Below are 19,346 nucleotides of genomic sequence, written 5' to 3'. Positions count from 1 at the left end.
CGCATGACCTCCGATACGAATTCCGACGACTTCGAAGTGCTCCATCAGGGCGACTGGCTGCGGCTGGTCCGCCACGGCAAGTGGGAGGCCTGCGAGCGCACCCACGGTGGCAACGGCATGGCCGTGCTGGTGATCGCGGTGACGCCCGACGACGAGGTGCTGTTCGTCGAGCAGTACCGGGTGCCCCTGGGTGCACGCACGATCGAGATGCCGGCCGGCCTGGTCGGTGACGGCGGCAGCAGCGATTCACTGGAAGACGCGGCGCGGCGCGAGCTGATCGAGGAAACCGGCTGGTCTGCCGGCCGGGTCGACGTGCTGCTGACCGGCCCGACCACCGCCGGCATGAGCAACGAGCGAGTCGCCTTCGTGCGTGCGCGCGAGCTGACGCGTGTCGGCACCGGCGGCGGCGTCGACGACGAGGCGATCATCGTCCACACCGTGCCGCGCGCGACTGCGCCGGCCTGGCTGATGCGCAAGCACGCCGAAGGCTACGAACTCGATCTCAAGCTCTGGGCCGGCTTGTGGATGGTGGACTTCAACCCGGACGGCTCGCCGGCGGACTGATTCCGTTCCGAGCCGCCCCCTAGTTGGGCGGTCTCGGGCCACGGAAACAGCGTCGCGCGGCCGCGCCCGCACGGCGACGCACGTGGCGTCGAGGCCTCAGGCCTTCTTGACGAACTCGGTGCGCAGCACCAGGCCCTTGACCTTCTCGACGTTGCATTCGATCAGGTCCGGATCGTCGGTCAGGCGGATGTTCTTGGCCAGCGTGCCGCGCTTGAGGGTGACGCTGGTGCCTTTGACCTTGAGGTCTTTGATCACCGTCACCGCGTCGCCGTCGGAGAGGCGGGTGCCGTTGCTGTCCTTGACGACCAGTTCTTCTTCAGACATCGGGAGTTCCTGTGCGCGACGGTCGTGCCGTCGCGCCGCATTGTGGGCGGCCGGTCACACGGCCGTTATGTGAGCGCGCCAGCGCGTCACGCGAAGCGGTCGGTGGCACGCACCAGCGCGTCGATGTTTTCGGCCTCGAATGCCGAATGGCCCGACGCCGGGGTGATCGTCAGCTCGGCCTTGGGCCAGACCTGATGCAGATCCCAGGCGTTCTGCACCGGACAGACGACGTCGTAGCGGCCGTGCACGATGACGCCCGGGATGTCGACGATCCGGTAGGCGTCGCGCAACAGCTGGTCGTCGACCTCGAGGAAGCCACCGTTGGTGAAGTAGTGGTTCTCGATGCGCGCGAACGCCAACGCGAACTGCGCGTCGGCGTGGCTGTCGGCGAAGGCTTCGTCGACGTGCAGGAAGCTCGTCGCGCCCTCCCACACGCTCCAGGCGCGCGCTGCGGCCAGGCGCACGGATTCATCGTCGCTGGTCAGGCGGGAATGGAACGCGGCGATCAGGTCGCCGCGCTCGCTTTCCGGAATCGCGGCGATGTACTGCTGCCACGCCTCCGGGAACAGACGCGACGCGCCCTCCTGGTAGAACCACTCCAGTTCCCAGCGGCGCAGCATGAAAATGCCGCGCAGCACCAGCTCGGCCACCCGGCGCGGGTGGCTCTGCGCGTAGGCGAGCGCCAGTGTCGACCCCCAGGACCCGCCAAACACCTGCCACTGCTCGATGCCGAGGTGCTCGCGCAGGGCCTCGATGTCGCCGACCAGATGCCAGGTGGTGTTGTCCACCAGGTCCGCATGCGGTGTCGAACGGCCGGCGCCACGCTGGTCGAACAGCACGATGCGGTACTTCGCCGGATCGTGGAAGCAGCGCATCTTGGGGCTGCATCCGCCGCCCGGCCCGCCATGCAGCAGCACGACCGGTTTGCCCTTCGGATTGCCGCACTGCTCGTAATACAGCACGTGGCGGCCGTCGACGGCGAGGTTGCCGACGTCGAACGGTTCGATGGCGGGATAGAGCTGGCGCATGCGTGAAAAGTCCGGAACTGCACAGGCACCCAGTCTATCAGCCGCCTCCTGGGCCCCTGCCCGGCGACTGCCCGAACGTGACGCGGTCGCGCTGCTCGAGATCCTGCGCGGTCGCCACCGATTCGAGCCCGCCGGCTTCGAACAGCGCGCGCACCGCGGCGCCCTGGGCGAGACCGTGCTCGACCAGCAACCAGCCACCCGGCGCGAGGTGCGCGCGTGCGCCCGACGCGAGGATGCGGAGCGCGTGGAGGCCGTCGGCCCCGGAGGCCAACGCGGTCGGCGGCTCGAAGCGCAGATCGCCTTGCGCCAGATGCGGATCGGCCTGCTCGATGTAGGGCGGATTGCTGGCGATCACGTCGAAGCGCGCGCCGGCCAGCGGCGCATACCAGTCGCCCTGCGCGAAGCGCACCTGCGGCAGCCCGAGTGAGTGCGCGTTCGCGCGTGCGACTTCAAGCGCATCGACGCTGGCGTCGGTCGCCAGCACCGACACATCCGGCCGTTCACGGGCGACCGCCAGCGCGACCGCGCCACTGCCGGTGCCCAGATCGACCAGGCGTGCATCGGCCGGCGGCAGGCGTGCCAGTGCCAGTTCGACCAGCAACTCGGTTTCCGGCCGCGGAATCAGGGTCGCCGGCGTCACCGCCAGGTCGAAACCCCAGAACCCGCGGACACCGGTCAGATAGGCGACCGGCTCGCCGGCTTCGCGACGGGCGACCAGCGCGTCGAAGCGTTCGGCGACGCCATCGGGCGCCGGATCGCGCGCGTGCGCGTACAGCCAGCCCTGCGGCCGACCCGCCGCATGGGCGAGCAGCCAACGGGCGTCGGTCGCGTCAATGCGGCCGGAGGCATCGCGCAGCAGCACATCCAGAGCGGGACCCGGGTTCGTCGTCATGACTTCACATCGTAGCCGGGCCCTGGCCCGGCATGGTGTCGCACCTCGAGGAGATCGCCGATGCCCCGTCCGTTCCGCGTCTGTTTCGCCGCCACGCTCGCCCTGCTGGTTTCCGGTTGCCAGAGCGCGTTCTTCGGCTTCGTCAACCGCGACAGCGCGCAGCCCGACGCGACAGCGGTGTACGACACCACGCGCGGACTCGCACTCGACATCTACCGGCCGCAGAGCGTCGCGCCGGACACCCCGGTGGTGCTGTTCTTCTACGGCGGCTCGTGGCGCACCGGCACGCGCGCGCAGTACCGGTTCGTCGGCAGCCGCCTGGCGCAGCACGGCGTCGTCGCGATCGTCGCGGACTATCGCACCTGGCCTGCGGCCGGGTTTCCCGCCTTCATGGGTGATGCGGCGCAGGCGGTGCGCTGGACCGTCGATCATGCGGCCGACTACGGCGGCAATCCCCAACGCCTGTTCATCGCCGGGCACTCGGCCGGCGCGCAGATCGCCGCGCTGCTGGGCACCGACGCGCGCCACCTGGCCGCCGTCGACCTCACGCCGACGGATCTGGCCGGCGTGATCGGCCTGTCCGGTCCCTACGACTTCGTCATCAGCGGCAGGCTGGAAGAGATCTTCGGCCCGCGGAGCCAATGGCCCGACGCAATGGCGCTGCGGTTCGTCGACGGCGACGAACCGCCGTTCCTGCTGATCCATGGCGACGGCGACCGCACGGTCGATGTCGGCAACAGCCGGAAGCTCGACTTCGCGCTGCGGCGCAAGGGCATGGCGTCGACCTTGGAGATCGTGTCGGGCGGCAACCACTTCGTCACCGCGGCGGCGTTCTACGATCCCGAACGTGCCCCCGACGTGCTGCCGGCGGTGCTGCGCTTCGTCGGCGCCGATGCTCCGGACGGCGCTGGGGCGCAGGCAAAATGAAGGCGGCCGAAGCCGCCTTCAAAGATTCCGTGGACGTGTGGGAGGGAGGTACGGACACGGAATTTGCTGTGCGGCCCTGATCGCCGCCTGACGTATCGCCGGTGGAGTGCTGGACCCCGTGCGATGCGCCGTTGAGTTCGACATTGCTGCAATGCAGCAGGCCTTTCAACGCCATGAGTGGAACGCTGTCAATACATGGATGGCAGTTATTCCATATGCTTGGCCTATGGATAGAATTCGACTTATCGATTTCATTTATCGATAGGCAATCCCTACAATGGCCGCAGCCGACACCCCGGCCCGCGGCCTCCCCGCCGCCTCCCCCCGTTTGTTCGAGGAGTTTCCATGTCGCTCATCAATACCGAAGTCCAGCCGTTCAAGGCCACCGCGTTCCAGAACGGCGAATTCATCGAAGTCAGCAACGAGAGCCTGAAGGGCAAGTGGTCGGTGCTGATCTTCATGCCGGCCGCCTTCACCTTCAATTGCCCGACCGAAGTCGAAGACGCCGCCGACCATTACGCCGAGTTCCAGAAGATCGGCGCCGAGGTCTACATCGTCACCACCGACACGCATTTCTCGCACAAGGTCTGGCACGAAACCTCGCCGGCCGTGGGCAAGGCGCAGTTCCCGCTGGTCGGCGACCCGACCCATCGCCTGACCCGCGCGTTCGGCGTCCACATCGAGGAAGACGGCCTTGCCCTGCGCGGCACCTTCGTCATCAATCCGGAAGGCGTGATCAAGACCGTCGAGATCCACGACAACGCCATCGCCCGTGACGTCACCGAGACCCTGCGCAAGCTCAAGGCCGCGCAGTACGTCGCCGCCAACCCGAACGAGGTCTGCCCGGCCAAGTGGAAGGAAGGCGAGAAGACCCTCGCGCCGTCGCTGGACCTGGTCGGCAAGATCTGACGCCCCACCGCGCGGCACCTTGCCGCGCTCCGCGCCCACACCCGCCTCCGCGGGGGTGGGCGTGCACCGGAGCCCGCCGGCCCGATCGCCAGCCGCCGCCCGCCCCGGGCCTGCGGCCTCCGGTGCACGTCTCTCCCCTCGTCGTCCCGACCCCGGCATCCGCCGGCGTCGAGGATCCGTGTCGCCCGTAACAGGAGCCCCCCCATGCTCGCAGACGATCTCAAGACCCAGCTCGCCGCCTACCTGGAACGCGTCGTGCGCCCGATCCACATCGTCGCCTCGCTCGACGACGGCGAGAAATCGCAGGAGCTGCGGTCGCTGCTCGACGACCTGCGGGAGCTCTGCGACAAGATCACCGTCGACACGGACGGCACCGACGCGCGCCGTCCTTCGTTCGCGCTGACCTCGCCCGGCCACGACATCGCGCTGCGCTTCGCCGGCCTGCCGATGGGCCATGAGTTCACCTCGCTGGTGCTGGCACTGCTGCAGGTCGGCGGCCATCCGTCGAAGACCGCGAAGGACACGCTCGAGCAGGTCGCCGCGCTCGATGGCGACTACATCTTCGAGACCTATTACTCGCTGTCGTGCCAGAACTGCCCGGACGTGGTGCAGGCGCTGAACCTCGCCGCCGTGCTGAACCCGCGCATCCGCCACACCGCGATCGACGGCGCGCTGTTCCAGGACGAGGTCGAGGCGCGCGAGATCCTGTCGGTGCCCACGGTCTTCCTCAACGGCCAGAAGTTCGACCAGGGCCGGATGACGCTGGAGCAGATCATCGCCCGGCTCGATACCGGCGCCGCGGACCGCGCGGCGAAGGCGATCGCAGCGAAGGCGCCGTTCGACGTGCTGGTCGTCGGCGGTGGCCCCGCCGGCGCGGCGGCGGCGATCTACGCCGCGCGCAAGGGCATCCGCACCGGTGTCGCCTCCGAGCGCTTCGGTGGCCAAGTGCTGGACACGATGGCGATCGAGAACTTCATCTCGGTCAAGGAAACCGAAGGCCCGAAGCTGGCCGCCGCGCTCGAGCAGCACGTGCGCGAGTACGACGTCGACGTGATGGACCTGCAGCGCGCGACGCGCCTGGTGCCGGCCGGCGACGACGGCCTGGTCGAGATCGGGCTGGAGAACGGCGCGACGCTGCGGTCGCGCACGGTGGTGCTGTCGACCGGCGCGCGCTGGCGGCAGATGAACGTGCCGGGCGAGGACCAGTACCGCAACAAGGGTGTCGCCTACTGCCCGCATTGCGACGGTCCGCTGTTCAAGGGCAAGCGCGTGGCGGTGATCGGCGGCGGCAATTCCGGCGTCGAGGCCGCGATCGACCTGGCCGGCATCGTCGCCCACGTCACTCTGATCGAATTCGACACGCAGCTGCGCGCCGACGAGGTGCTGCAACGCAAGCTGCGCAGCCTGGCCAACGTGCGTATCGTCACCAACGCGCAGACCACCGAAGTGCTCGGCGACGGCAGCCGGGTCAACGGTCTCGTCTACCGTGACCGTGTCGGCGGCGACAGCCACCGTGTCGACCTGGAGGGCGTGTTCGTGCAGATCGGCCTGTTGCCCAATACCGAATGGCTCAAGGACGTGGTGGCCCTGTCGCCGCGCGGCGAGATCATCGTCGACGACCGCGGCCAGACCAACGTGCCCGGCGTGTTCGCCGCCGGCGACGCGACCACGGTGCCCTACAAGCAGATCGTCATCGCGATGGGCGAAGGCTCGAAGGCGGCGCTCAGCGCCTTCGATCACCTGATCCGCAGCCCGGTCCGCGCGCCGCAGGCCGAGGCGGCCTGACGCCATGGCCGGCCGGAGGCCGACACCGCGCCCGGCCGTGCCGCATGGCGGCCACGACTTGCCCGGTGCCGTGGCATGAACCTGCGTGACTTGAAATATCTCGTCGCGCTGGCCGACCACCGGCACTTCGGCCGCGCGGCCGCGGCCTGCTTCGTCAGCCAGCCGACGCTGTCGACGCAGATCCGCAAGCTCGAGGACGAGCTTGGCGTCACCCTGGTCGAGCGCTCGCCGCGCAAGATCATGCTCACGCCGACCGGGCAGCAGGTCGCCGAGCGCGCGCGCCGCATCGTCGGTGACGTCGAACAGATGAAGGAAGTGGCCCGGCGCAGCCAGGACCCGGAAGCCGGTGTCGTGCGGCTGGGCATCTTTCCGACGCTCGCCCCGTACCTGCTGCCGCACGTCGTGCCGTCGATCCGGCGCCGGTTTCCACAGCTCGAATTGCTGCTGATCGAGGAAAAGAGCGATCAGCTGCTGGCGCGGCTGCGCGACGGGCGGCTGGATGCGGCCGTGCTCGCCTTGCCGGTGCACGACGAGCAGATGCATGCCGAACCGCTGTTCGAGGAACCCTTCGTACTCGCGGTGCCGGATGCGCATCCGCTCGCGTCGCGCGGCTCGATCACGCTCGACGCGCTGACCGACCAGCGCCTGCTGTTGCTCGAAGACGGTCATTGCCTGCGCGACCAGGCGCTCGATGTCTGCCATCTCGCAGGCGCCGCGGAAAAATCAGGGTTCCAGGGCACCAGCCTGGAGACGCTGCGGCAGATGGTGGCCGCCAATGTCGGCGTCACGCTGCTGCCGATGCTGGCGATCCAGCCGCCGGTGGCCGAGTCGCCGGACATCCGCCTGATCGGCTTCGACGATCCGCAGCCGCCGAGCCGCCGCATCGCGATGGTCTGGCGCAGGAGCTCGGCGATGACCGGGTTCCTGCAGGCCCTGGCCCAGCTGTTCGCGGCCCTGCCGGCCCATCTGCTGACGCTGCCCCGCGCCGACTGAAACGCCTGCGGGTCAGGCAACGGCCCGGCGGACGGGTGCGTGGCCGGCCGAGCCGGCGCCATGCAGCGCCGGCCCGCGACACCTCAGAGCGCGATGCCGACCGGGCAGCTCACGCCGGTACCGCCCAGGCCGCAGTAACCGCCCGGATTCTTGTGCAGATATTGTTGATGTTCGTCTTCGGCGTAGTAGAACGGCGGCGCCTCGGCACGCACTTCGGTGGTGATCGCGGGAAAGCCGGCGGCCTCGAGCGTCGTCTGGTAGGCCTTAAGGCTGCGCGTGGCGAGGTCGAACTGGGCCGGCGTGGTGCAGTAGAGCGCCGAGCGGTACTGGGTGCCGACGTCGTTGCCCTGGCGCATGCCCTCGGTCGGGTTGTGGCTTTCCCAGAAGGTCTGCAGCAGCGTTTCGAACGCGATCTCGCCCGGGTCGTAGACCACCAGCACCACTTCGGCATGACCGGTCTGGCCCGAACAGACTTCGCGGTAGGTCGGATTCGGCGTGACACCACCCGCGTAGCCGACGGCGGTCGTGACCACGCCCGGCAGCGACCAGAATTTCCGTTCGGCGCCCCAGAAGCAGCCCATGCCGAACTGCACCTGTTCCAGGCCCTCGAACGGCCCCTGCAGCGGGCGACCGTGGACCGCATGCGCGTTATGCAACGGCAGTGGTGCGTCCCGCCCCGGGAGGGCGTCCTGTGCGCGCGGCAGGCGCTGTTTCCACGCTCCGATTCCCAACATCTGCGGTCTCCTGGCGGCGCGGGACAGCCGCGCAACGCCCTCTCGACGTGCGGGCATCGGCGCGCCGCTTCAAGGTGGCGGCACGCTCAGACGGCATCGGCCGGCAGGCGGCTGCGCCCCTTCAGGCTCGCGAGAAAAATACCGGCCAGCGTGAAGCCGAGCCCCAGCCATTCGCGCGGCAGGGTGGGCCGCTGCAGCAGCACAACATCGAGCAGGAACGCGCAGACCGGTTGCACGAGCAGCAACAGGCCGACCAGGGCCACGCCGAGGCGTTGCATGGCGCGTGAGATCAGGATCCAGCTCAGGCAGTGCCCCATGCCGGCCAGCACCAGCAGCCAGGCCAGCGAGGTCCACGTCGGGATCGCGAACGACACGCCCTCGGCGACACCGGCCACGCCCAGCAGCAGCGCCGAGCCGAGCGACGCGATCGCCAGGATCTGCGCGATCGGCGCCGTACGTGACGCGTCGTGCGCGCGGCCCACGCGCTGCACGGTCTTGAGGCCGATGTTGTAAACCGCGTAGCACAGCCCGGTCGCCAGCCCCAGCCACACGCCCCAGCGGTATTCGGCCGGCAGGCTGGCCCAGTCCGCGCCGAGCAGCAGCCACAGGCCGAAGAACGCAAGTGCGATGCCGGCGACGAAGCGTGGCCCGATGCGTTCGCCGAACAGCAGCACGCCCGCGAGCGCCATGAAGAAGACCTGCGCGTTGGCCAGCAGCGTCGCCAGGCCCGGACCGACCAGCAGGATGCTCCGGTGCCACAGCCACAGGTCGGCGGCGAACGCGCCGGCCGGCAGCAGCGACCACAGCCATACCGCACGTGGCAACGGCCGCCAGTCGCGTCGCATCGCGACCAGCAGCGCGAGCATCAGACCGGCGAACAGCATGCGATAAAACGCGGAAATCGTCGGCGGCGTCCCGGCCCATCGCACCATCAGGCCGTTGGTGCCGATCAGCGCCGCGCCCGCGAGCATCGACACCAGCGCAGTGCGTTGGGCGGAGCGTTCGGACATTCGCGTGCCTGCGCCGCAGTCGGGGCGGGCAGCGTAGCAGCGCGTCGCCGCCCCGGTACGGCCCCACGCCCCGCTCAGCTGAAGATCGCGGGCGCCACCTGCACGCAGTTGCGGCCCTGGCGCTTGGCCGCGTACAGCGCCTTGTCGGCACGCGCGACCGCCGCCGCGGGCGCGTCCTCGCCCGGTTGCCGCGTCGCGATGCCGATGCTCACCGTCAGCCGGACCCGCTGACCCTCGTGCCGCATCTCGACGTTCTCGACCGCGGTGCGCATGCGCTCGCCGATCGCGCGTGCCTCCGCGCCGTCGTGACCGGGCAGCACGGCGATGAATTCCTCGCCGCCATAGCGACCGAACATGTCCGCCTCCGACAGCACGCTGCGCAGCGCCAGCGACACCGCGCGCAGGCAGTCGTCGCCGCAGGCGTGGCCATAGCGGTCGTTGACCGACTTGAAGTGATCGAGATCGACGAACAGCACCGACACCGGTCGCCCGGTGCGTTCGGCATCGACGAATGTGCGCTCGACCCACAGGTCGATCGTGCGCCGGTTCATCGTGCCGGTCAGGGCGTCGATCTCCGCCGAGCGGCGCAGCTTGACCGCGGTCGCGGCCTGGTCCACCTGCAGTTGCACCAGGCGCAGCAGTTCGCCGATCACCGAAATCTCCTCGGTGGTGAAGCCGTCGCCGCCTGCACGGCGCAACAGCAGCACGGCCCAGCCCGGGGCACGGATCTGCAGCGGCACCAGGGCCTCCATCGCGACCACGGGGCCACCGGCCGAGGCCTGCACCGGCTGCTGCAGCGCGATCCCCGCTGTCGCCTGCCGACGCAGGATCAGGCCGCGGCGCTGGATCTCGTGTTCGATCGCCGGCAGCGCGTCCGCCGGTTCCACCAGCAGATGATCGCGCCCCTGGTAGCCGCGCAGCACCGCGACGCAGGACTCGTGCGGCACCAGCGGTAACAGGTGGTCCATCAGCAGGCGGAAGCCCTGCCACGGCAGCTCGCCCGGATCCAGGCCGTTGAGTTGGGTCTGCAGGGCGGTGGTGAGGTTGGCGCGCGCGCTCTCGCGCCGCATCTTGCGCTCGGTGTCCAGCCGCGCGAGCCGGTCGCGGTCGCGCTGGTCGCGGTAGTCGCCGATCCGGCTGATCAGCGCCAAGCCCAGACCGAAGACCAGGGCCACCAGGGCACCCTGATACGCGAAGTGCAGCAGCGCGATGTCGGTGGTCAGGCCCAGACGCACGAGCGCCATCCACAGCCCGCCAACCACCGCGACAGCTGCCGCGGCGAGCACCCACCCCGCCAGCCGGACACCGCGGTGGGTCGCATCGAAAAGCATCGCGAGCGACGCGAGGCCCGACACCGTCCATCCGAGCACGGTCAGCGGCCATGCGAGCGGCGCCACCGCGTCCAGATTGAGCAGACACACCGCGGCCAGCAGCACCAGCGCGGCAGTGATGGTCCGGGTCGCCCGGGACCACCGATGCAGGCGCGGCATCGCATAGGCCTCGATCAGCCATTGCGTGGCCGCCGCATAGAGCAGCGCCAGCGCGGCCATGCCCTGCACGCCCCAGTACCCGAACAGCCGGCCTGCGGGCAGTCCGTACAGATGGCCGTTGGCGGCCTGCAGCAGAAGGACCAGCGCGAACACCACGCCGAAGAACCCGAGGAACAGGCGATCGCGCGAGGCATAGGCGAGTGCCAGCGCCAGCGTGGCCAGCGCGAGCAGCGCGCCGTAGAGCGCCGCCGACAGCGCCACCCCGGACCGTTCGATGCGGCGCACGTCGCCGGCCCGCGCCAGCACCGGGGCGATGTTCGCCTGCAGCATGCCTTCGTAGCGGACGTCCAGCTGCACCGGCCCCTGCCAGTCGGCCGGCAGCACGAAGCCATAGCCGTTGGGGAACATGCCCTCGTCGTCACCGACCCGGAAGAAATCCCGGATCTCGCTGCGCCAGCCGTCGGCACGGGTCAGGTGCAGGCCCACGACCGGCTCGCGCGGGAACCACAGCGCCCAGCGTCCCTGGCTGCGTTCGGTCGGCGGCAGGTCGAACCGCAACCGCACGGTGCGTGCCGCCTCGCCGAAGCGGTCGGCCGCGTCGTCGCCGACGACCTCGACCGCGCGCTGCTCCTCGGGTCGCAGCTGGGTCGATGCGACGAGCATCGCGAACAGGCTGACCAGCAGGAGCAGGCAGCCTGCCAGCACCCAGCGGTGCCCCGGCATCGCATCCGCCGTGTCTAGCAGCGCCATGGCAGCGCTCCAGAACAGGCACAGCGCTGCCTGGCCGGCAACCGCGCGCCGGCGATCGAGTGCGCGACTCCGCGCATGCACACCTCCCCCAAATATGATGTCCACGCACCGCCGTCCTGGGCGCGCCCCGTACCGCTGTCACATATTTAAGCAAGTCCGCGTCACAGGCGCGTTGATGACCTCGTCGCCGTCGCCCATCCGGGCGGCCCCGGCAGTCCGCTAAACTGCGCGATTCCGTCGTCGATCCACACGAGTCCGCCATCCATGTCCTCCTCCGGTGCCCCCGATCCCGCCGTTTCGCCGTCCGATGCGTCCAGCCCGGTGCGCCAGGACTTCATCCGGCAGGTCGTCCGCGAGGACCTGGCCAGCGGCAAGCACACGGCCGTCCGCACCCGGTTTCCGCCGGAACCCAACGGCTACCTCCATATCGGCCACGCCAAGGCAATCTGTTTGGATTTCGGCATCGCGGCTGAATTCGGCGGCACCTGCAACCTGCGCTTCGACGACACCAACCCGGAGAAGGAAGACCTGGCCTTCGTCCGCGCGATCGAGGACGACGTGCGCTGGCTGGGCTTCGACTGGGCCGAACTGCGCCACGCCTCGGACTATTTCGAGGTCTATTACCTGGCCGCCGAGAAGCTCATCCGCCAGGGCGACGCCTATGTCTGCGACCTGACGGCCGAGCAGGTGCGCGAATACCGCGGCACCCTGGTCGAACCAGGCCGGAACTCGCCGTTCCGCGACCGCGGCGCCGAGGAGAACCTCGACCTGTTCCGGCGCATGCGCGCGGGCGAGTTCGCCGACGGCACGCGCACGCTGCGCGCGAAGATCGACATGGCCAGCGGCAACATGAACCTGCGCGACCCGGCCCTGTACCGCATCAAGAAGGTGACCCACCAGAACACCGGCGATGCCTGGCCGATCTACCCGATGTACGACTTCGCCCACGCGCTGGGGGATTCCATCGAAGGCATCACCCATTCGCTGTGCACGCTGGAGTTCGAGGACCACCGCCCGCTGTACGACTGGGTGGTGGATCGGGTCGATCTCGCCGGCCACCCGGACCTGCTGGCGTCGCTGACCGACCGCGGCCTGCCGAACGTGGCCGCCAAGCCGCGCCAGATCGAGTTCTCGCGCCTCAACATCAACTACACGGTGATGAGCAAGCGCAAGCTCACCCAGCTGGTCGGCGAAGGCCTGGTCGACGGCTGGGACGATCCGCGCATGTACACGCTGCAGGGCCTGCGCCGCCGCGGCTACACGCCGGCGAGCCTGCGCCTGCTGGTCGACCGTGTCGGCATCAGCAAGCAGAACTCGGTGATCGACTTCTCGGTGCTCGAAGGCGCGCTGCGCGACGATCTCGATGCGCGCGCGCCGCGGCGCATGGCGGTGGTGGACCCGTTGAAGCTGGTGCTGACCAACCTGCCCGAGGGCCACGCCGAAACGCTGACCTTCTCCAACCATCCCAAGGACGAGGCCCAGGGCACGCGCGAGGTGCCGTTCTCGCGCCAGCTGTGGATCGAGCGCGAGGATTTCGCCGAAGTGCCGCCCAAGGGCTGGAAGCGGCTGATCCCGGGCGGCGAAGTGCGCCTGCGCGGGGCCGGCATCGTGCGCTGCGACGAGGTGATCAAGGACGACAGCGGCGCGATCGTCGAACTCCGCGGCACGCTGGATCCCGAATCGCGGCCCGGCATGGACGGCGCGAACCGCAAGATCAAGGGCACGATCCACTGGGTCAGTGCCGCGCATGCGGTCGAGGCCGAGGTTCGGTTGTTCGATCGCTTGTTCGTGGTCGAGAAACCCGACGACGAGTCGACCGGCAAGACCTACCGCGACCATCTGAACCCCGAGTCGAAGCGCAGCGTGACCGGCTACGTCGAACCGGCTGCCGCCGCGGCCACGCCGGAGCAGGCGTTCCAGTTCGAGCGGCTCGGCTACTTCGTCGCCGACCGCTACGACCACACGGCCGCCGTACCGGTGTTCAACCGCAGCGTGACGCTGCGCGATGCCTGGGCGACGCGCACATGAGCCGCCTGCGCCGGTCGGCGTGGCTGCTGCTGCCGCTGCTGCTGTGGCTCGCCGCGTGCAGCGCGCAGCGCGCCCCCGACCTGGCGAACCCGCCGCCGTCCGCCGCCGTGCCGTACGGCGCGCCGCCCGCGCTCGCCGATGGCGGCGATTCACCGCTGGCGCCCGATACCCGCTGCGCCCGCGATGCCGACTGCACGGTCAAGAACGTCGGCAACTGCTGCGGCGCCTACCCGGCCTGCGTGAGCGCCGGTGCCCACGTCGATCCCGACGCCGTGGCCGCGGACTGCGCCCGACGCGGCCTGGCCTCGGTCTGCGGCTTTCGCGAGGTCACCGCCTGCCGCTGCGTCGCCAACCGCTGTGAAGCGGCACCCCAGGGCGCGCTCGAGCGCTGAACGCCCCGCCCTCTTTCCAAGGCTGTCCATGCTGTACGCACAGGTCCACCTCACCCTTCCCGCCTGGATCCACGACCGGGTCGACGCCACGCGCGCCTACCCGGGCGACGCGGACAAGGTCGCGCTCGCGATCGAACTCTCGCGCCTGAACATCGAGGCGCAGAGCGGCGGCCCGTTCGGCGCCGTCGTGTTCGACGGCCAGGACCGTATCGTCTCGGTCGGCGTGAACCGGGTGATGCCGCATACCTGTTCGGTCGCGCACGCCGAAACGATGGCCTACATGCTCGCCCAGCAGCGCCTGCAGACACCGCGCCTCAACGAGCGCATCGGCCCGGTCACGCTGGCCACGTCCTCGCAGCCGTGCTGCATGTGTTACGGCGCGACCGTCTGGGCCGGCATCGACCGCTTGCTGATCGGTGCGCGCTCGGAAGACGTCGAAGCGCTGACGCCGTTCGACGAAGGCCCGCTGCCCGCGGACTGGATCGGCGCCCTGAACCAGCGCGGCATCGAGGTCGTCCGCGACCTGCTGCGCGACGATGCGCGCGCGGTGCTGCGTGCCTATGGCGAGACCGACGGAGCGAAGTACTGACATGAGCGATCTCGATCCGACCGTGAACGACGCGGCGCCCGGCCCGGCCGACGCCGGCACGTCGCCGCTGCACCCGATCAGCGGCCTGCTGTGCTACTGCCGTGCGGGCTTCGAATCCGACCTCGCCGCCGAATTGACCGAACGCGCCGCGGGCGTGCACGTCGCCGGCTACGCGCAGACCCGGCGCGGCGACGGCTACGTGCTGTTCCACTCCGACAACGGCCCGTCGCTGACCAGCGAACTGCCGTTCCGCGAACTGATCTTCGCGCGGCAGAAGCTGATGCTGCTGGCCGAGCTGCGCGACCTCGATCCGACCGACCGCATCACCCCGATCTTCGACGTGCTGGCCGGCCGCGGCCGCCATGGCGAACTCGTCGTCGAGCATCCGGACTCCGACGAGGGCAAGCAGCTCGCCGGCCTCGCCCGCAGCTTCGGCAACGCACTGCGCCCGGCGCTGCGCAAGCGCGGCTTCCTGAGCCAGAAGGACGAAACCCGCTTCCCCCGCCTGCACGTGTTCTTCGTCTCGGGCACGCACGCCTTCCTGGCCCAGTCGGTGGTCGGCGACAGCGCGCCGTGGCCGATGGGCATTCCGCGCCTGCGCACACATGCCGATGCGCCGTCGCGCTCGGCGCTGAAGCTCGAAGAAGCCTTCATGGCGCTGCTGACCGAGCGCGAGCGCAAGGCCCGCATCAAGCCGGGCATGCGCGCCGTCGATCTGGGCGCGGCGCCGGGTGGCTGGACCTGGGTGCTGACGCGCGAGCACATGCGCGTGGTCGCGGTCGACAACGGGCCGATGCAGGCCGAACTGCTCGACACCGGCCTGGTCGATCATCACCGTGTCGACGGCTTCCGCTACCAGCCCGTCGGCGCGGTCGACTGGATGGTCTGCGACATGGTCGAACAGCCGCGCAAGGTCGCCGAGCGCATGGCGACCTGGTTCCGCGAAGGCTGGTGCCGCAATGCGGTCTTCAACCTCAAGCTGCCGATGAAGAAGCGCTGGCAGGAAACCCTGCTGGCACTGGACCTGTTCGCCAACAACGCGGGCGAGCACGAGAACCTGGTGATCCGCGCGCGGCAGCTCTACCACGACCGCGAAGAGATCACGGTCTACGCCAGCGTCGACTGAGTCCGAACCCGGGAGTGCGTCATGGCTGCAGGCTGGATCACCGTCGTCGCCCCGTACCTGCCGGAAATCGTCCGGCTGGCACGGCCGATCTTCACCCGCACGCCGCCACCCCTCGTGGACCTGGGCCAGCAGCGGCGCAACGACGTCGTCGACGCGCAGATCGTCGAGCTGCAGGACGCGGCGAGCCAGAACGCCGACTCGATCGGCAAGCTGGCCGCCGACATGCAGAAGACCATCGAAGCGCTGCAGCTCGCCTCGGTGCGCGCGGAGACGCGGCTGGTCCGCGCCCAGGCCCTGGCCCTGGTTGCGACCACCATCGCGGCACTGGCCTTCGGACTCGCCGCGTGGGCGCTCACGCGCTGACACCGAGGCCACATCCGCGCTGCATACTGCGCGCGCCCTCCATACCGGTCCTGCCCGCATGGCCTCCAGCCTGCTGACCCTGCTCGACGATATCGCCACCGTCCTCGACGACGTGGCGGTGATGACCAAACTGGCCGCGCGCAAGTCCGCCGGCGTACTCGGCGACGACCTCGCCCTCAACGCGCAGCAGGTCACCGGTGTCCAGGCCGACCGCGAACTGCCGGTGGTCTGGGCAGTCGCCAAGGGCTCGGCCCGCAACAAGCTGATCCTGGTACCGGCGGCGCTGGCGATCAGCGCCTGGCTGCCGTGGCTGGTCACGCCGCTGCTGATGGCCGGCGGCCTGTTCCTCTGCTACGAGGGCTTCGAGAAGGTGATGCACAAGCTGTTTCACAAGGCCGAGGACGATGCCGCCAAGCCCGGCCGCACGGCCGCGCTCGCAGGCGCCGATGTCGACCCGGTCGCGTTCGAGCGCGACAAGATCCGTGGCGCGGTGCGCACCGACATGATCCTGTCGGCCGAGATCATCGCGATCACGCTGGGCACCGTCGCCGGCGCGGCCTTCCTGACCCAGCTCGGCGCGCTGGCCGCCATTTCCGCGCTGATGACCGTCGGCGTCTACGGCCTGGTCGCCGGCATCGTCAAACTCGACGACGCCGGCCTGGCGCTGAGCCGGCGCACGTCCGCCTTCGCACGCACCACGGGGCGGGCGATCCTGCGCGCCGCGCCATGGCTGATGAAGGGCCTGGCGATCGCCGGCACGGCGGCGATGTTCCTCGTCGGCGGCGGCATCATCGCCCACGGCATCCACGACCTGGCGACCTGGATCCAGGACACCGCGACCGGGCTCGGCGCCCTGCCGACCGTGGGCGCGGTGCTCGGCGCGATCACGCCGACGCTGATCAATGCCGTCGTCGGCGTCGTGGCCGGTGGGCTCGCCGTCGGCGCGGTGCACGCATTCAAGCGCATGCGCGGACCTGCGGCCGCGGCGCACTGAGCCGGCCCGAGCGGGCGGCCGCTGCGGATCAGCCGCCGGCGGCCCGCTGCCACAACAGGCGGTTGAGCGGCGGCACGTGGCCGGCGATGCCGAGCGCGTGGCTGCGCAGCAGCGTCGGCAGCAACGCGTCGTTGGAGTAGACCCGGTTGATGGTGTCGAACGCATGGGCGGCGAGCGTGTTCTCGCTGCGCCGCGTACGCGCCCAGCGCGCGAGCCGCTGCGGCGCGTCCCAGCGTGCGTCGCGCTGCAACGCCTCGCCGACGGTTTCGGCCAGACCGGCCACGTCGCGCAGGCCCAGGTTGACGCCCTGCCCGGCCAGCGGATGCACGACATGGGCGGCATCACCGACGACCAGCACGCGTCCGGCGACCTGGGTGTCGACCAGCTGCCGGCGCAGCGGAAACGCCGCCCGCGCCGAGACCGGCGCGAGGCCACCGAGCCGGCCCCCGGACGCCCGGGTCAGCGCATCGGCGAATGACGCGTCGTCGAGTGCACGGACGCGCTCGGCCTCGTCGGCCGGCAGCGTCCACACGATCGAGCTCAGGCCGTCGCCGCAGGGCAACAGGGCCAGCGGCCCGCCCGGCAGGAACCGCTGCCACGCCGTGTCCGCGTGCGGGCGCTCGCTGCGCACGTAGCCGACGACGCCGCTCTGCCCGTAGTCGTGGCCGTCGGCGCCGATCCCGGCGAGCCGGCGCAGCACCGAACTGGCACCGTCGGCCGCGATCGCCAGGCGGGCCTCGATCCGGCTGCCGGCATCGAGCCTCAGCGCGACGCGGTCGTCGTCCGTCTCCAGCGCCTCGACCGCAGCCGGGCTGCGCACCTCGACGCCGGCTACGGCGAGCTGCGCCCACAGGCGATCGACCAGCAGGCCGTGCTCGACGATCCAGCCCAGCTCGCGCAGGCCCAGCGCGTCGGCGTCGAACCGCAACTCGCTGCCGCCGCCCGCATCCCAGACCTGCATCCGGCGGTACGCGTGCGCGCGGGTCGCGCGCACCGCGGGCCACACGTCGATCGTCTCCAGCAGGCGGGCGTTGTCGTGTGCGAACGCGTAGACGCGGAGGTCGGGCGCGGCGGCGTCCCACGCGACCGGCGGCCGCGCCTCCACCAGCACCACGTCCAGCCCGAGCCGCGCGAGCGCCAGCGCACACGCAGCGCCGACCACGCCGCCACCGGCGACGACCACGTCGCGCAGGCCGCGGCGACTCATGCGGCCGCTCCGCGGCACAGCGCCGGCACGTCGCCGCGATAGCCCATCGCGCCGCCGGCGAGCATCGCCTGCAGCGCCGCGTCGCGGTCGACGGCCAGCAAGCCGAGACTGCGCAGCGGGCGCAACAGGCGCGACGGATTCGAGGTCAGCCGCGCCAGGCCATCGGAGAACGCGAGCGTGCGGCTGCGGTCCTCGCGGCGACGCGCGGCGTAACGCTCGAGCAGCGCGGGCGCGCCCGGATCGGCGGCATCGGTGACGAGTTCGGCCAGCGTCAGTGCATCGCGCAACCCGAGATTGAACCCCTGCGCGCCGATCGGATGCAGGGTCTGTGCGGCATTGCCGACCAGCACCGCGCGCGGTGCCGTCGTGGCCGTCGCGACCACGCGCCGCACCGGATAGCGGCTGCGCGGCCCGACCGCGGTGAACCGGCCCGCGCGCCAGCCGAACGCGGACTGCACCCGGGCGAGGAACGCCGCGTCGTCGAGCGCGGCGACCGCGTCAACGTCGCCGGCCGTCACGCCGTGCACCAGGCCGTAATGGCGGTCGCCTCGCGGCAGCAACGCGGTCGGCCCGCTGTCGGTCAGGCGTTCGTAGGCGATGCCGTCCGGTGCGCGCGCGGCCTGCAACCGGGCGACGAACAGGGTCTGGAGGTAGTCGTGGGTCTCTGCCTCGATCCCGAGCGCGTCGCGGGTCAGCGACCGGGTGCCGTCGGCGGCCACCACCAGGGCCGCGCTCGCGCGCACCACGCCGTCCGGTGTTTCGATGTCGACGATCCGCCGCCCACCGGCCGCCGCGCCGACCGCGCTCACGCGTCCGGGGCGATAGCGGGTGACGTGCGTCAGCGTCTGCAGCCGTGCCTCGAGCGCCTGGCCGAAATCCCGGGCCACGACGACCTGGCCGAACTGCGTGCGCCCGTAGTCACGGGCATCGAGCCGGACGCGGCCGAAATCGCCGGCCCGGCTGACGTGGATCTGGCGGATCGGGCCCGACGGCGACCGCACTGCCTGCAGCACGCCGAGCGCCGTCAGGGCATTCACCGTAGCCTCGGCGAAGCTGAGGTTGCGCTGGTCGAAGACCGCCGGCATCGCATCCGCCGTCGCCTCGACCAGGGCGGTCTCGATGCCGGCGCGGTCGAGCGCGATGGCGAGGCTGGCGCCGACGAGGCCGCCGCCGACGATCAGGACCTGATGTGCATGCTCCATGGCGCGATGATAAGCGCTGGCCGCACGTCGCCGGGCGCT

18 protein-coding genes and 1 pseudogene are annotated in these 19,346 nt (G+C 70.5%); 11 read left to right on the top strand and 8 right to left on the bottom strand.

The window, feature by feature from the left end:
- Positions 1-3: 3 nt before the first annotated feature.
- Positions 4-564: an NUDIX hydrolase gene (locus ACF3M1_RS03955; protein ID WP_394004124.1), complete on the top strand. Its 561-nt coding sequence runs from the start codon at positions 4-6 to the stop codon at positions 562-564.
- A gap of 96 nt (positions 565-660) precedes the next feature.
- Here the strand turns inward: ACF3M1_RS03955 and ACF3M1_RS03950 are convergent.
- The 3 genes and pseudogenes from ACF3M1_RS03950 to prmC form a co-directional block, all read right to left on the bottom strand.
- Positions 661-870 (bottom strand): annotated as a pseudogene (locus tag ACF3M1_RS03950) (alkylphosphonate utilization protein); the annotation flags it as partial.
- A 104-nt stretch (positions 871-974) separates the two neighbouring features.
- Positions 975-1,916 carry a prolyl aminopeptidase gene (gene pip, locus ACF3M1_RS03945; protein ID WP_394004122.1) on the bottom strand — a complete coding sequence of 314 codons (942 nt, stop codon included), beginning with the start codon at positions 1,914-1,916 and terminating at the stop codon, positions 975-977.
- Between the two features lie 37 nt (positions 1,917-1,953).
- A complete protein-coding gene (gene prmC, locus ACF3M1_RS03940; RefSeq protein WP_394004120.1) occupies positions 1,954-2,808 on the bottom strand; it encodes a peptide chain release factor N(5)-glutamine methyltransferase in 855 nt (284 codons plus the stop codon).
- 60 nt (positions 2,809-2,868) lie between these two features.
- On the opposite strand from prmC, the gene ACF3M1_RS03935 reads away from it, so the two are divergent.
- The 4 genes from ACF3M1_RS03935 (at position 2,869) to oxyR (ending at position 7,422) form a co-directional block, all read left to right on the top strand.
- Positions 2,869-3,735 carry an alpha/beta hydrolase gene (locus ACF3M1_RS03935; RefSeq protein ID WP_394004118.1) on the top strand — a complete coding sequence of 289 codons (867 nt, stop codon included), beginning with the start codon at positions 2,869-2,871 and terminating at the stop codon, positions 3,733-3,735.
- Positions 3,736-4,080: 345 nt separating this feature from the next.
- Entirely contained in the window at positions 4,081-4,644 is a 564-nt protein-coding gene (gene ahpC / locus ACF3M1_RS03930) for an alkyl hydroperoxide reductase subunit C (protein WP_180543418.1), read from the top strand.
- A gap of 204 nt (positions 4,645-4,848) precedes the next feature.
- Positions 4,849-6,429: an alkyl hydroperoxide reductase subunit F gene (gene ahpF / locus ACF3M1_RS03925; protein WP_394004115.1), complete on the top strand. Its 1,581-nt coding sequence runs from the start codon at positions 4,849-4,851 to the stop codon at positions 6,427-6,429.
- 75 nt (positions 6,430-6,504) lie between these two features.
- Positions 6,505-7,422, top strand: a complete 918-nt coding sequence (oxyR, locus tag ACF3M1_RS03920) for a DNA-binding transcriptional regulator OxyR (RefSeq protein ID WP_394004113.1) — start codon at positions 6,505-6,507, stop codon at positions 7,420-7,422.
- 83 nt (positions 7,423-7,505) lie between these two features.
- Here the strand turns inward: oxyR and msrA are convergent, their stop codons facing one another.
- The 3 genes from msrA to ACF3M1_RS03905 all read right to left on the bottom strand — a co-directional run bounded on the left by msrA (position 7,506) and on the right by ACF3M1_RS03905 (position 11,406).
- A complete protein-coding gene (gene msrA / locus ACF3M1_RS03915; protein WP_394004111.1) occupies positions 7,506-8,156 on the bottom strand; it encodes a peptide-methionine (S)-S-oxide reductase MsrA in 651 nt (216 codons plus the stop codon).
- An 86-nt stretch (positions 8,157-8,242) separates the two neighbouring features.
- On the bottom strand, positions 8,243-9,166 hold the full coding sequence (locus ACF3M1_RS03910) for a DMT family transporter (RefSeq protein WP_394004109.1): 924 nt from the start codon (positions 9,164-9,166) through the stop codon (positions 8,243-8,245).
- A gap of 74 nt (positions 9,167-9,240) precedes the next feature.
- On the bottom strand, positions 9,241-11,406 hold the full coding sequence (locus ACF3M1_RS03905) for a GGDEF domain-containing protein (protein ID WP_394004107.1): 2,166 nt from the start codon (positions 11,404-11,406) through the stop codon (positions 9,241-9,243).
- 264 nt (positions 11,407-11,670) lie between these two features.
- Here ACF3M1_RS03905 and ACF3M1_RS03900 point away from each other — a divergent pair, with 264 nt between their 5' ends.
- From ACF3M1_RS03900 to ACF3M1_RS03875, 6 genes are all read left to right on the top strand, one after another.
- Positions 11,671-13,434: a glutamine--tRNA ligase/YqeY domain fusion protein gene (locus tag ACF3M1_RS03900; protein WP_394004105.1), complete on the top strand. Its 1,764-nt coding sequence runs from the start codon at positions 11,671-11,673 to the stop codon at positions 13,432-13,434.
- On the top strand, positions 13,431-13,826 hold the full coding sequence (locus tag ACF3M1_RS03895) for a hypothetical protein (protein WP_394004103.1): 396 nt from the start codon (positions 13,431-13,433) through the stop codon (positions 13,824-13,826). Before ACF3M1_RS03900 ends, ACF3M1_RS03895 begins: the two co-directional genes overlap by 4 nt.
- A 28-nt stretch (positions 13,827-13,854) precedes the next feature.
- Positions 13,855-14,415 (top strand): nucleoside deaminase, encoded by a 561-nt coding sequence (locus tag ACF3M1_RS03890; protein ID WP_394004101.1) that lies wholly within the window; start codon positions 13,855-13,857, stop codon positions 14,413-14,415.
- 76 nt (positions 14,416-14,491) lie between these two features.
- Positions 14,492-15,541 (top strand): 23S rRNA (cytidine(2498)-2'-O)-methyltransferase RlmM, encoded by a 1,050-nt coding sequence (rlmM, locus tag ACF3M1_RS03885; RefSeq protein WP_394005175.1) that lies wholly within the window; start codon positions 14,492-14,494, stop codon positions 15,539-15,541.
- A 21-nt stretch (positions 15,542-15,562) separates the two neighbouring features.
- Positions 15,563-15,904 (top strand): hypothetical protein, encoded by a 342-nt coding sequence (locus ACF3M1_RS03880; RefSeq protein WP_394004099.1) that lies wholly within the window; start codon positions 15,563-15,565, stop codon positions 15,902-15,904.
- Positions 15,905-15,962: 58 nt separating this feature from the next.
- A complete protein-coding gene (locus ACF3M1_RS03875) occupies positions 15,963-16,898 on the top strand; it encodes a DUF808 domain-containing protein (RefSeq protein ID WP_394004097.1) in 936 nt (311 codons plus the stop codon).
- A gap of 28 nt (positions 16,899-16,926) precedes the next feature.
- On the opposite strand, the gene ACF3M1_RS03870 is transcribed toward ACF3M1_RS03875, so the two are convergent.
- Positions 16,927-18,105 (bottom strand): FAD-dependent oxidoreductase, encoded by a 1,179-nt coding sequence (locus tag ACF3M1_RS03870; RefSeq protein ID WP_394004095.1) that lies wholly within the window; start codon positions 18,103-18,105, stop codon positions 16,927-16,929.
- Positions 18,102-19,307 (bottom strand): 2-octaprenyl-6-methoxyphenyl hydroxylase, encoded by a 1,206-nt coding sequence (ubiH, locus tag ACF3M1_RS03865; protein WP_394004093.1) that lies wholly within the window; start codon positions 19,305-19,307, stop codon positions 18,102-18,104. Before ubiH ends, ACF3M1_RS03870 begins: the two co-directional genes overlap by 4 nt.
- Between the last annotated feature and the right edge of the window lie 39 nt (positions 19,308-19,346).

Source organism: Luteimonas sp. WGS1318 (genome assembly GCF_043187535.1).
Taxonomy (GTDB): Bacteria; Pseudomonadota; Gammaproteobacteria; order Xanthomonadales; family Xanthomonadaceae; genus Luteimonas.
Note: the sequence above shows the minus strand (reverse complement) of the source record. Positions and strands in the feature narration are given on the sequence as shown.